The organism is Longispora sp. NPDC051575 (assembly GCF_040681875.1).
Taxonomy (GTDB): domain Bacteria; phylum Actinomycetota; class Actinomycetes; order Mycobacteriales; family Micromonosporaceae; genus Longispora.
This window is the reverse complement of the sequence record NZ_JBFAZP010000008.1, coordinates 539,588-552,029: the sequence shown is the minus strand read 5'-3', so window position 1 is coordinate 552,029 and position 12,442 is coordinate 539,588. Positions and strand designations below refer to the sequence as shown.

At 72.8% G+C, this 12,442-nt stretch carries 10 protein-coding genes; 1 reads left to right on the top strand and 9 read right to left on the bottom strand.

All coding sequences use genetic code 11. The annotated features are described in order from the left end of the window. The first annotated feature begins 82 nt into the window (after positions 1-82). Positions 83-2,818 carry a LuxR family transcriptional regulator gene (locus AB0M43_RS26695; RefSeq protein WP_363728582.1) on the top strand — a complete coding sequence of 912 codons (2,736 nt, stop codon included), beginning with the start codon at positions 83-85 and terminating at the stop codon, positions 2,816-2,818. 60 nt (positions 2,819-2,878) lie between these two features. On the opposite strand, the gene priA is transcribed toward AB0M43_RS26695, so the two are convergent. The 9 genes from priA to dnaE all read right to left on the bottom strand — a co-directional run bounded on the left by priA (position 2,879) and on the right by dnaE (position 12,438). After that, positions 2,879-3,598 carry a bifunctional 1-(5-phosphoribosyl)-5-((5-phosphoribosylamino)methylideneamino)imidazole-4-carboxamide isomerase/phosphoribosylanthranilate isomerase PriA gene (gene priA, locus AB0M43_RS26690; protein ID WP_363728484.1) on the bottom strand — a complete coding sequence of 240 codons (720 nt, stop codon included), beginning with the start codon at positions 3,596-3,598 and terminating at the stop codon, positions 2,879-2,881. Further along, the gene (locus AB0M43_RS26685; RefSeq protein WP_363728483.1) at positions 3,595-3,909 is read right to left on the bottom strand and encodes a hypothetical protein; all 315 of its coding nucleotides are present in this window, start codon (positions 3,907-3,909) and stop codon (positions 3,595-3,597) included. Before AB0M43_RS26685 ends, priA begins: the two co-directional genes overlap by 4 nt. Positions 3,910-3,981: 72 nt before the next feature. Then, positions 3,982-4,584 carry an imidazole glycerol phosphate synthase subunit HisH gene (hisH, locus tag AB0M43_RS26680; protein WP_363728482.1) on the bottom strand — a complete coding sequence of 201 codons (603 nt, stop codon included), beginning with the start codon at positions 4,582-4,584 and terminating at the stop codon, positions 3,982-3,984. Beyond that, positions 4,581-4,733 carry a hypothetical protein gene (locus AB0M43_RS26675; protein ID WP_363728481.1) on the bottom strand — a complete coding sequence of 51 codons (153 nt, stop codon included), beginning with the start codon at positions 4,731-4,733 and terminating at the stop codon, positions 4,581-4,583. The genes hisH and AB0M43_RS26675 overlap by 4 nt, the downstream gene beginning before the upstream one ends. Then, the gene (hisB, locus tag AB0M43_RS26670; protein ID WP_363728480.1) at positions 4,733-5,332 is read right to left on the bottom strand and encodes an imidazoleglycerol-phosphate dehydratase HisB; all 600 of its coding nucleotides are present in this window, start codon (positions 5,330-5,332) and stop codon (positions 4,733-4,735) included. Before hisB ends, AB0M43_RS26675 begins: the two co-directional genes overlap by 1 nt. Further along, a complete protein-coding gene (locus tag AB0M43_RS26665) occupies positions 5,329-6,345 on the bottom strand; it encodes a histidinol-phosphate transaminase (protein WP_363728581.1) in 1,017 nt (338 codons plus the stop codon). Before AB0M43_RS26665 ends, hisB begins: the two co-directional genes overlap by 4 nt. 122 nt (positions 6,346-6,467) lie before the next feature. Further along, a complete protein-coding gene (gene hisD / locus AB0M43_RS26660; RefSeq protein ID WP_363728479.1) occupies positions 6,468-7,757 on the bottom strand; it encodes a histidinol dehydrogenase in 1,290 nt (429 codons plus the stop codon). A gap of 207 nt (positions 7,758-7,964) precedes the next feature. Beyond that, entirely contained in the window at positions 7,965-8,648 is a 684-nt protein-coding gene (locus tag AB0M43_RS26655) for a DUF2567 domain-containing protein (protein WP_363728478.1), read from the bottom strand. A gap of 256 nt (positions 8,649-8,904) precedes the next feature. Further along, positions 8,905-12,438 (bottom strand): DNA polymerase III subunit alpha, encoded by a 3,534-nt coding sequence (dnaE, locus tag AB0M43_RS26650; protein WP_363728477.1) that lies wholly within the window; start codon positions 12,436-12,438, stop codon positions 8,905-8,907. Between the last annotated feature and the right edge of the window lie 4 nt (positions 12,439-12,442).

Sequence of the window (12,442 nt, the reverse complement as noted above, 5' to 3'; positions counted from 1 at the left end):
AGATCGGCGTTGCCTTTCACCCTGCGTTAAGGAATTGTGCAGTAACGTCATCGAGACAATCGAGTCGATTGGGGGGTTGACAGTGCGACTAATCGGCCCTGCCGTCACCCTTGCCCTCGTCGGGCGGGACGAACTGCTCGCCGACCTGCACACCCGGCTCGCCCAGGGCGGCCAGGTCCTGCTCACCGGCCCCGACGGCGCCGGCAAGACCGCGCTCCTCGACGCGCTGGTCGACGGCACCGACGGGCCCTGCCTGCGGGCCGGCGCCCTGCGATCCGACGCCACCACGCCCTACAGCCTGGTCGCCGAGGTGCTCGCCGCCCTGCCCGAGGAGCTGGTCGAGGCCCTGCCCGGGCCGCAGCGCGCCGCCGCGCACGCCGTCCTCCGGCTCGCCGACCCGGTGCCCGGCCAGCCCGACCGGCTCGCCCTGCGGATCGCCGTCGCGAGCCTGCTGCGCCGGTACGCGCCCCGGCTGATCGTCCTCGACGACGTCCAGTGGGCCGACCCGGAGAGCGTCGCCGTCCTCGGGTACGCCCACCGGCGCGGCCAGCCCCCGATCCCGCTGATCGTCGCGGAGCGTAACGGCTGCGGCGGCCGGGGCCGGGCGCTGTGCCCCTCGCCGGTCACCGAACTGGCCGTCCCGCCACTGAGCTCCGACGATGTCGCCGCGTTCCTGGAGGCGCACGGGCTGCCCTGCCGGCTCGTCGGGCCGGTGCACGCGGCGAGCGGCGGGAACCCGTACCTGATGCTGGAGATCGGGCGGGCCGTCGCCGCCGGCGCGGGCAGCACCCGGCCGCTGGAGGACGTCGCGCTCCCCGAACGGCTCCGCGACCTGATCCGCGAACGCCTCGCCGCCGTGCCCGACCGGGTGCTGGACACCCTGCTCCCGGCCGCCCTGACCGCCGCGCCCACCGTGAGCCTGCTGCGCCGGGCCGGCCGGGACACCGCCGCCGAGGACCTGGCCGTCGCCGAGACCGCCGGGCTGGTCACCGTGTCCGACGGCGGGGCGGTCGCGTTCACGGCCGGGGTGCTGGCCACCGCGCTGACCGCCGACGCGTCCTGGGCCGACCGGACCGCCTGGCACGCCCTGCTCGCCGAACACGCCGCCGACCCGCTCGACCGGATCCGGCACCGCGCCCTGGCCACCGACGTGCCCGACGAGGAACTCGCCGAGGACCTGTGCGCCGCCGGCCGGACCGCCCGAGACCGGGCCTGCTCCGCCGAGCTGCACATCCTCGCCGCCGAACGCACCCCGCTCTGCCACCCCGAGGGCGCCGAGCGGCGGCTGCTGACCGCCGCCGAGGAGGCCGGGCACGCCGGCCGCACCGACCTGGCCCGGTGGGCCGCCGACGCCCTGCTCGCCCGGGCCACCGCGCCCGCCGTCCGGGTCCGGGCCCACCTGGCGATCATCGACGCCGCGGGCCAGGCCCTCGACGACCTGGACGAGACGTTCGCCCGGGCCGTCGCCGACGCCGCCGGCGAACCCGCGCTGCTCGCCGCCGTGCACCTGCGCCTCGCCTGGCGGGCCAACCTGTCCGAGGGCTCCCCGCAGCGGGCCCGGGCCGAGGCCGCGCGCGCCGCGACCCTGGCGGCCCAGGGTGGCGACCGGGTCATCGAGGCGATGGCGCTGACGATGCAGGCCCGGGTGGAACGCATCCTGGGGGTACCGGACTCCGGCCGCACCCTGGCCCGCGCGCTCGCCTGCGACGCCCCCGAGGCCCCGATGGGACTGCGGAACACGCCCAGCTACCTCGCCGCCCGGCACGCCGTGTACGACGACCAGCTCCCCCAGGCCCGCGCCGCCCTGCTCGGCCTGCTCCCGGTCGCCGAGCGCACCGGGGCCGAGGACCTGATCGAGGTGCTCCGCAGCCTGGCCGAGGTGGAGGCCAAGTCCGGCCGGTGCGTGGCCGCCCTCGACCACGCGCACCGGGCCGTCACCGTCAGCGAGGAGGCCGGCCTGTCCCCCGGCCCGTCCTGGTTCACGATGGCGCAGGTCGAGGCCACCGGCGGCAGCTTCGCCCGGGCCCTGGGCTACGCCGAGCGCGGCGCGCACGCCTCCGAGGAGGAGCACGACGTCGTGTTCCTGTCCCGCAACCTGCACGTGTACGGGCTGGTCAAGCTCATCACCGGCGACGCCACCGGCGCGGTCACCGCCCTGCGCCGGGTCCGCGAACTGGAGACCGCCGGCTACGTCCTCGACCCGGCCCTGCTGCGCTGGCACGCGGACCTCGCCACCGCCTTCGTCGCGGCCGGCGACCCCGACGAGGGGTACGCCCTGATCGCGGCCACCCGGCTCACCGCCCTGGCCCTCGACCGGCCCGGGGTGCTCGCCGCCCTCAGCCGCGCCGAGGGCATCTACCGGTCCGCGCTCGGCGACGCGGCCGGGGCCGTGGACCTCCTCGACCGGGCCGCGCTGGACTTCGCGCTGCTCGGGCTGCCCGTCGAGCACGGCCGGACCCTGCTGGCGCTGGGCCAGGTCGAGAAGCGGCGGCGCCGGCGCGGGGCCGCCCGGGAGGTGCTGACCGCCGCGCTGGAGGCGTTCGAACAGACCGGGGCGCGGCCCTGGGTGACCCTGGCCGCGACGGCGCTCGACCGGCTGGAGAGCGGGCCGGCCGAGCCCCGGGCGGCGGTGATCCAGCCGTTGACCGGGACCGAGGCCCGGATCGCGGAGCTGGTCGGGCAGGGGGCCAGCAACCGGGAGGTGGCGGCGACCCTGTTCCTGAGCGTGAAGACGGTGGAGGCGACGCTCACCCGGGTGTACCGGAAGCTGGGGGTGCGGTCGCGGACCCAGTTGAGTACGTTGCTGCGGTCGGGGTGAGGTGGGGCGGCGCGCGGAGCGCGCCGCCGAGGGGGCCGGACGCGTGCCGGGTGCCCCGGATCACGCCTCCCGGAGGACCGCCAGCGCCTCGGTCACCGTGAACGCGCCCGCGTAGAGCGCCTTGCCCGCGATCACGCCCTCCAGACCCTCGACCGTGGACAGTGCGCGCAGGTCGTCCAGTGTGGACACCCCGCCGCTGGCCACGACCGGCTTCGACGTGTGCGCGCACAGGTCGCGGTACAGCTCCAGGTTCGGGCCGGACAGCATGCCGTCCTTGGTGACGTCGGTGACCACGTACCGGGCGCAGCCGGCCCGCTCCAGGCGGTCGAGGACCTCGTACAGGTCGCCGCCGTCCTTCGTCCAGCCGCGCGCCGCCAGGGTCCGCCCCCGCACGTCCAGGCCGATCGCCACCCGGTCCCCGTACTCGCCGACGATCCGGTCGCACCACTCCGGGTCCTCCAGCGCGGCCGTGCCGATGTTCACCCGGGTCGCGCCCGTGGCCAGGGCCGCCTCCAGGGACGCGGTGTCGCGGATCCCGCCGGACAGCTCCACCTTCGTGTCCAACCGGGCCACCACGTCCGCCAGCAGGGCCGCGTTGGAGCCCCGGCCGAACGCCGCGTCCAGGTCCACCAGGTGGATCCACTCCGCGCCCTGGTTCTGCCAGTCGAGCGCGGCGGACAACGGGTCGCCGTAGGAGGTCTCGGTGCCGGCGGCGCCCTGGGTCAGGCGCACCGCCTGCCCGTCGGCGACGTCCACGGCGGGCAGCAGTTCCAGCGTCATCGGGTTCTCCGGTCCAGGGTCATCACGATCAGGGCGGGACTCGCCACCAGGAGCAGCAGCGTGATCGCCAGCTGCGCCGGGAACGAGTCCAGGTAGAACCAGGTGAGGAACATGAGCGCGGCGGCGACCAGCACGATGCCGGCCCGCTCGGCGCGGCTGCGGCGGGGGCTGATCCGGCCGGTACCCCTGCGGCGGGGGCGGAACAACGCCCGGAGCCGACGGCGCCGGGCCTCCTTGCGTTCCGCCTTCAGCCGGCGTTCCTGGCCCTCGGCGAGCCGGGCGGCGCGCTTCTTCGCCCGCTCCTTAGCCACGGCGCGCCCCTGCGGCGGCCGGCATGTCGCGGAACCCGGCACGCGCGGGCGCCCGGCCACCCGGCCGACCGGTCACAGCGTCGCCACCCAGTTCCGCAGCAGCCGCGCCCCGGCGTCCCCCGACTTCTCCGGGTGGAACTGGGTCACCGACAACGCCCCGTCCTCGACCGCCGCGACGAACTCCTCGCCGTGCGTCGCGGTGGTGACCCCGGCCGCGCCCCACGGCCGGGCCGCGTAGGAGTGCACGAAGTAGAACCGCTCGCCCTCGACGCCCTCGAACAGCACCGACCCCGGCGCGGCGACGACCGGCGACCAGCCCATGTGCGGCACCACGGGCGCCTTCAGCCGGGTCACCCCGCCCGGCAGCAGCCCCAGGCCCTCGGTGTGCGTGCCGTGCTCGTCGCCGGAGGAGAACATGATCTGCGCGCCCACACAGATGCCCAGCACCGGTCGCTCCGTGCGCAGCCGCTCCCGGATCATCGCGTCACCGCCGAGGTCCAGCAGGCCCGCGACGCACGCAGCGTAGGCGCCGACCCCGGGCACGACCAGCCCGTCGGCCTCCGCCGCGAGCGTCAGGTCGTCGGTCACCGTGACGTCCGCGCCCGCCCGGACCATGGCCCGCTCGGCGGAGCGCAGGTTGCCCGAACCGTAGTCCAGGACGACGACCCGCCTCACTTCGGGAACATCCACAGGATGCCGCCGACCAGCGACAACACCCCGAGCAGGCCGACGATGGCGACCGCGACCTTCGACCGCTCCTGCTGCTGCAACGACCACGCGCCGCCGAACAGGATGCCCGCCAGGGCCAAAAGCACAATGCTCACTACAGAATTCCCTTGGTACTAGGAACGTCCGTGCCCTCGATCCGGATCGCGTCCCGCAGCGCCCGGGCGACGGCCTTGAACTGGGCCTCCACCACATGGTGCGCGTCGGGCTGGGCTCCGGGCCGCGCGGCCCGCTGCACGGTCACGTGCAGGGTGATCCTCGCATGGTGCGCGAACGACTCCCAGATGTGCCGGGTCATGCTCGTCGGGTACGTCGGCCCGATCGTCGGCGCGAGCCCCAGGGGCTCCTCGTGCACGCAGTACGGCCGGCCGGACAGGTCGACCACGGCCTGGACCAGCACCTCGTCCAGCGGCACGATCGCGTGCCCGAACCGGCGCACCCCGATCTTGTCCCCGGCCGCCTCGGCGAACGCGTCGCCCAGGCCGATCGCCGTGTCCTCCAGCGTGTGGTGCGCGTCGATGTGCAGGTCGCCCTCGACGGCGATGTTCAGGCCGATCCCGCCGTGCCTGCCCAGCTGGTGCAGCATGTGGTCGTAGAACCCGACCCCGGTGGACACCGTGACCGGGCCGCCGTCGAGGTCGAGCTCGACGAGGACCTTGGTCTCCTTGGTGACCCGCTCGACCCGTCCGGTCCTCACAGTGACTCCTTCACAGCGCGCAGGAACGCGTCGGTCTCCTCGGCCGTGCCGGCGGTGACCCGCAGCCACCCGGCCAGGCCGACGTCGCGGACCAGGACGCCCGCCGCCAGCAGTTTCTCCCAGAAGACGGCCTGGTCGCCGCCCACCTGGAACAGGACGAAGTTCGCGTCGGAGTCGGCCACCGCGAGGCCGAGGCCGCGCAGCTCGGCCACGATCCGGTCCCGCTGCTCCTTGATGGCGGCCACGGTGCCGAGCAGGACGTCGCGGTGCGCGAGCGCGGCGCGGGCGGCGGCCTGGGTCAGCGCCGACAGGTGGTACGGCAGCCGGACCAGTTGGACGGCGTCCACCACGGCGGGGCTCGCCGCCAGGTACCCGAGCCGGCCGCCCGCGAACCCGAACGCCTTGCTCATCGTCCGGGTCACGATCAGCCGGGGGAACTCGGGCAGCAGGTCCAGCGCGCTGGGCGTACCGGCCCGGCGGAACTCCGCGTACGCCTCGTCCACGACCACCATGCCCCGGGCCGCGCGCGCGACCTCGCGGATGGTGTCCAGCTCCAGCGCGGTACCCGTCGGGTTGTTGGGCGAGCACAGGAACACCACGTCCGGGTCCGCCGCGCGCACCTGGGCCACCGGGTCGGCGAGGCCGAAGTCGGCGGTGCGCTCCCCCGGGATCCAGGTCGTGCCGGTGCCCAGCGCGAGCAGCGGGTGCATCGAGTAGGTGGGCGTGAACCCGAGCGCCGAACGCCCCGGCCCCGCGAACACCTGGAGGATCTCCTGCTGCACCTCGTTGGAGCCGTTGGCCGCCCACACCTGGTCGGTGGTGACGCCCAGGTAGTCGGCCAGGGCGGCGCGCAGGGCCACGGCGTCGCGGTCGGGGTAGCGGTTGAGCTGGGCCAGTTCCGCGCCGAGGGCGGCGGAGATCGCGTCGACGACCTCGGTGGGTACCGGATAGGAGTTCTCGTTGGTGTTCAGCCGGACGGCGACGTCGAGCTGGGGCGCGCCATAGGGCGACATGCCCCGGAACTCGGGCCGCACGGGCAGTTCCGCACCACCCGCCGACCCGGCCCCGCGCGCGGTCACGACTCCGACCCCGGGCACGACGCGGGTCGCTGCCCCGGCGACGGGCCGGTCCCCGGTCACCGGAACCTCGCCGTGACGGCCTCGCCGTGTGCCGGCAGGTCCTCCGCCTCGGCGAGCGTCACCACGTGCCCGGCGACCTCCCGCAGCGCCGCCTCGTCGTAGTGGATCACGTGCACGGCCTTGAGGAACGTGTGCGTGCTCAGCCCGGACGAGTGCCGCGCGCACCCGCCGGTGGGCAGCACGTGGTTGGAGCCGGCGCAGTAGTCGCCCAGCGACACCGGGGACCAGGCCCCGACGAAGATGGCGCCCGCGTTGCGGACCCGGTCGGCCACGGCGGGCGCGTCGGCGGTCTGGATCTCCAGGTGCTCGGCGGCGTAGTCGTCGACCACGGCCAGGCCCTGCTCGATGTCGCCGACCAGCACGATGCCGGACTGCGGCCCGGTCAGCGCCTCGCGGACCCGCTCGTGGTGCTTGGTGGCCGCGACCCGGGTCTCCAGTTCGCGGTCGACGGCGTCGGCCAGTTCGACGCTGGTGGTGACCAGCACGCTCGCCGCGAGCGGGTCGTGTTCGGCCTGGCTGATCAGGTCGGCGGCGACGTGCGCCGGGTCGGCGGTGGCGTCGGCGAGGATCGCGATCTCCGTCGGGCCGGCCTCGGAGTCGATGCCGACGGTGCCCCGGAGCAGGCGCTTGGCGGCGGTCACCCAGATGTTGCCCGGCCCGGTGATCATGTCGACGGGGCGGTTCTCCTCGGTGCCGTAGCCGAGGGCGGCGATGGCCTGGGCGCCGCCCATCGCGTACACCTCGGTCACGCCGAGCAGGGCGCACGCGGCGAGCACCCGGCGGTCGGGGAGGCCGTCGTTGTCGGCCTGCGGGGGGCTGGCGACGACGATCTGGCCGACACCGGCGACCTGGGCGGGGACGACGTTCATGACGACACTCGACGGGTACATCGCCAGGCCGCCGGGCACGTAGAGCCCGACCCGGCCGACGGGCAGCCACTTCTCCGTCACGGTGCCGCCGGGGGCGAGCGTGGTGGTGTGCGAGGGGCGCAACTGGGCGGCGTGCACGACGCGGACCCGGGCGATGGCCTCCTCGAGGGCCGCGCGGACCGGGCCCTCCAGGGCGTCGGCCGCCTTCGCGATCTCCGCCTCGGGCACCCGCAGCACCGGCGTCTCCACGCGGTCGAACCGATGCGTGGCCTCCTTGACGGCGGCGGCCCCATGCTCGCGGACCGCCTCCACGACCGGCCGGATCTGTTCGATCGCGGCGGTCACGTCGAACCGGGCGCGGGGCAGCAGCCCGCGCGGATCCCTGGTGTCACCCCGGAGGTCGATGCGGTTCAGCACCCGCTCAGCCTAGTCGGCGCTCCCAGCCACCGGACGGCTCGGTCCCAGCATCCGATCGACCCGTGACCAGGGTCACTCCGCCCAAGATCAAGATCCGCGACCGTCGACGGGTACGCCACCCGAGCGCTCCGATTCCCGCCGCTCGGTGCGGCGCACACCCACGGCTCGACGAGTCGCCCGCCCGCCCGGACGCGTGGCCGGGTGCCTTCACGGCCGGTCACGCCCCCACTCGTAACCCTCCGATGATTCTGACTTCGTGTCCGAATCCGGGCGCAGGCCCGGGAAGCGGGACCAGCCGGCGATCATCGTGTAGGTGAACACGGCCGCGAGCGCCTGGGCGGCCAGCGCGCCGCGCGGGAACACGGGCACGCCGAGGATCCGGAAGAACTCGCCCGAGTTCAGCGACGGGGGCCGGTAGAACTGCCAGCCGGCCTGGGCGGTGCGCTTGATCTCGGCGTAGTCGTCGAGGCCGATCCGGCGGCCGATCTGCCAGGCGACGCACGCGCCGAGCAGTGAGCCGACCATGAGGCCGAGGAGCACCGCCGCGCCGCGCCACCGGCGGAGCAGCAGCCAGACGCCGAGCCCGAGCAGCACGCCCACCGCGAGGCCGATCAGGGTGAAGACGACGTCGGAGCCCACGTACTCCTCCGGCTCCGCGTCGGCGAGCAGCGGCCCGTCGGCGGTCATCTGGACCAGCACCCGGGGGGCCAACGCCGACCAGAGCACGCCCAGCGGGGCGCCCAGGACGGAGATCGTCAGGACGACGAGCAGCCCGGCCAGGATCTCCCGCGGCCAGTCCCGGCGCGGCCGGGGCGGGGCGGGGGTCCCGTAGACGGCCGGTTCCGGCCAGATCGGGGGCGGCGGGGTCGGATACTTCTCCGGGGTGCTCACCCGCCCATCCTAGGTGCGGACGCCAGGTTGCGCCGGGCCCCGCGATCCGGGGCCCACCACCTGCGAAAACACCCTTTCCGGACCGAAGCGGCGGATCGACGTGGAGCTCCGCCGGCCTGCGGCTCGCCCGGCACCGGGCAACGCCGTCACGCGGGAACCCGGGGCCGGTGGCACGTCGTCACCCGGGAGGCCGGGGCCGGCCGCGCACCGTCGACGGAGGCCGGAGCCCGGAGCCCTGGGCACGGCCGCGCGCCGGTTAGTCGACGCCCCCCGCGCCCAGCAACGTCTTGATCTCCGACCGGAACGCCACGTCGTTGCGCACCTTGAGGTCCGCCCCCAGCGCCAGCAGGGTGTCCCCCGACCGGCTGCGCAGCCGCAGGTGCACCATGCAGTCGCCCCGGTGCCCGAGGATGATCCGCTTCAGCTCGTGCACGGTCGGCTCGACGATCTTGTCCCAGGTGGAGTTCAGCACCACCGGCGGGTTCGCCGCGAGATCCGCCTCGGAGACCTCCAGGATCAGCATGTCCGAACCGACGACGCTGATCGCCTGGTCGCGCTTGTTCACGTGGCCCTTGACGGTCACCACGATGTCCTCGGCGAGGTGGTGCGACAGCAGCTCGTACGTCTTGGGGAAGAACAGCACCTCCACCGAGGCGTCCAGGTCCTCCAGCATCACGATCGCCCAGCTCGCGCCCTGCTTGGTGATCCGGCGCTGCACCCCGGAGATCATGCCGGCGATGGTGACGGGCATCCGGTCGTTGACGTCCTCGTCGATCACCTCGACGATGCTCTGCTCGGAGTTGGCCTTCAGGATCCGTTCGGCCCCGGCGAGCGGGTGGTCGGAGACGTACAGGCCGAGCATGTCGCGTTCGAAGGCCAGGAGTTCCTTGCGCGGCCACTCGGTCGGCGTGAACTGCAGGTCCAGCCCCACCAGGCCGTCGTCGGAGCTCTCCTCCAGCCCGCCGAACAGGTCGAACTGCCCGACGGCCTCCTGGCGCTTGAGCCCGACCACCGCGTCGATGGCCGTCTCGTGCAGCTCGACGAGGCACTTGCGGGTGTGGCCGAGGGAGTCGAACGCGCCGGCCTTGACCAGGGACTCGACGGTCCGCTTGTTGCAGACCACCAGCTCGGACTTCGACAGGAAGTCGGGGAACGACGTGTAGTTGCCCTTGGACCCACGGGTGGCGACGATCGAGGCCACCACGTTGGTACCGACGTTGCGGACCGCGCCCAGCCCGAACCGGATATCGGAGCCGATCGGGGTGAACGCTCCGGCGGACTCGTTCACGTCCGGCGGCAGCACCTTGATGCCCATCTTGCGGCACTCGCCCAGGTACATCGCCATCTTGTCCTTGTCGTCGCCGACGGACGTGAGCAGCGCGGCCATGTACTCGGCCGGGTAGTTCGCCTTCAGCCACCCGGTCCAGTAGGAGATCAGCCCGTACGCGGCGGTGTGCGCCTTGTTGAACGCGTAGTCGGCGAACGGGACCAGGACGTCCCACACCGCCTTGATGGCCTCGGCGGAGTATCCGCGTTCGAGCATGCCCGCCTCGAACGGCACGAACTCCTTGTCGAGGACCTCCTTCTTCTTCTTGCCCATGGCCCGGCGCAGGTTGTCGGCCTGGCCGAGGGAGTAGCCGGCGAGCTTCTGCGCGGCGCGCTGGACCTGCTCCTGGTAGACGATCAGGCCGTAGGTGAGGCCGAGGATCTCCTCCAGGGGCTCTTCCAGCTCCGGGTGGATCGGGGTGATCTCCTGCTGCTTGTTCTTGCGCAGCGCGTAGTTGATGTGCGAGTTCGCGCCCATGGGCCCTGGGCGGTACAGCGCGAGGACGGCGGAGATGTCCTCGAAGCTGTCGGGCTTCATCAGCTTCAGCAGCTGGCGCATGGCCCCGCCGTCGAGCTGGAACACGCCCAGGGTGTCGCCCCGGCCGAGCAGCTCGTACGTCTTCGGGTCGTCCAGCGGCAGCGTGAGCAGGTCGATCTTCTGACCGGTGGTGTGCTCGACGTTCTTCACGGCGTCGGCCATGATCGTCAGGTTCCGCAGGCCGAGGAAGTCCATCTTCAGCAGGCCGAGGGACTCGCACGTCGGGTAGTCGAACTGGGTGATGATCGCGCCGTCGGCGTCGCGGCGCCACAGCGGCACGTGGTCGATCAGCGGCTCGGCGGACATGATGACGCCCGCGGCGTGCACGCCGGTCTGCCGGACCAGGCCCTCCAGCCCCTTGGCGACCTCCATCACCTTCGCCACGTCGGGCTCGTTGGCGACCAGGTCGCGGACCGCGCCGGCCTCGGCGTAGCGCGGGTGCTTCGGGTCGAAGATGCCCGAGAGCGGGATGTCCTTGCCCATCACGGCCGGCGGCATCGCCTTGGTGATCTTGTCGCCGAGGGCGTAGGGGAAGCCGAGTACCCGGCCGGAGTCCTTGATCGCGGCCTTGGCCTTGATCGTGCCGAACGTGGCGATCTGCGCGACCCGGTCGGCGCCCCACTTGTCCGTGACGTACTTGATGGTCTCGTTGCGCCCGTGCTCGTCGAAGTCGATGTCGATATCCGGCATCGAGATGCGCTCGGGGTTGAGGAACCGCTCGAAGATCAGCCCGTGCGCGAGCGGGTCGAGGTCCGTGATGCCCAGGGCGAACGCCACGATGCTGCCGGCCGCCGAGCCACGCCCCGGACCGACGGAGTGCCCGTTGTTCTTCGCCCACATGATGAAGTCGGAGACCACCAGGAAGTACGACGGGAAGCCCATCTGCAGGATCATGTTGATCTCGTACTCGGCCTGCGCGCGGTGTTCCTCGTCGTACCCGTCCGGCCAGCGCCGGTCCATCCCCGCCCAGACCTCCTTGCGGAACCAGGAGTCCTCGGTCTCGCCGTCCGGTACCGGGAACAGGGGCATCAGGTTCTTGAACTTGAACATCCCCTCCGTCTCGACCTTGGAGGCGACCAGCAGGGTGTTGCGACAGCCCTCGGCCCAGATGTCGGAGGTGTCGATCGCGCGCATCTCGTCGGCGGACTTGATGTAGTAGCCGTCGCCGTCGAACTTGAACCGGTTCGGGTCACTCAGCAGCGAGCCGGACTGCACGCACAGCAGCGCGTTGTGCGCGTCGGCCTCCTCCGGCCGGGTGTAGTGCGAGTCGTTGGTGACCACCGGCGGGATGTTCAGCTTGCGGGAGATCTCGACCAGGCCGTCGCGGACCCGGCGCTCGATGGACAGCCCGTGGTCCATGATCTCCAGGAAGAAGTTCTCCTTGCCGAAGATGTCCTGGTACTTCGCGGCGGCCTTCAACGCCTCCTCGGTGTGCCCGAGGCGCAACCGGGTCTGGATCTCCCCCGACGGGCAGCCGGTGGTGGCCATGATCCCGGCCGAGTACTCCGCGATCAGCTCGGTGTCCATCCGGGGCTTGTAGTAGTAGCCCTCCATGGAGCCGCGCGAGTTGAGCCGGAAGAGGTTGTGCAGCCCCTCGGCGTTGCGGGCCCACATCGTCATGTGGGTGTAGCCGCCGTTGCCGGAGACGTCGTCGCCCTTCTGGTCGGGCGTGCCCCAGTTGATGCGCTTCTTGTCGAACCGGGAGGCCGGCGCCAGGTAGGCCTCGACGCCGATCACCGGGGTCACCCCGGCGGCGGTGGCCTGCTTGTAGAAGTCGTACGCCCCGTGCATGTTGCCGTGGTCGGTGATCGCCACCGCCGGCATCTCCTGCCGGTTCACCTCGGCGAACAACTGCTTCATCCGGGCCGCGCCGTCCAGCATCGAGTACTCGGTGTGCACGTGCAGATGCACAAAAGAGTCACTCATCGGC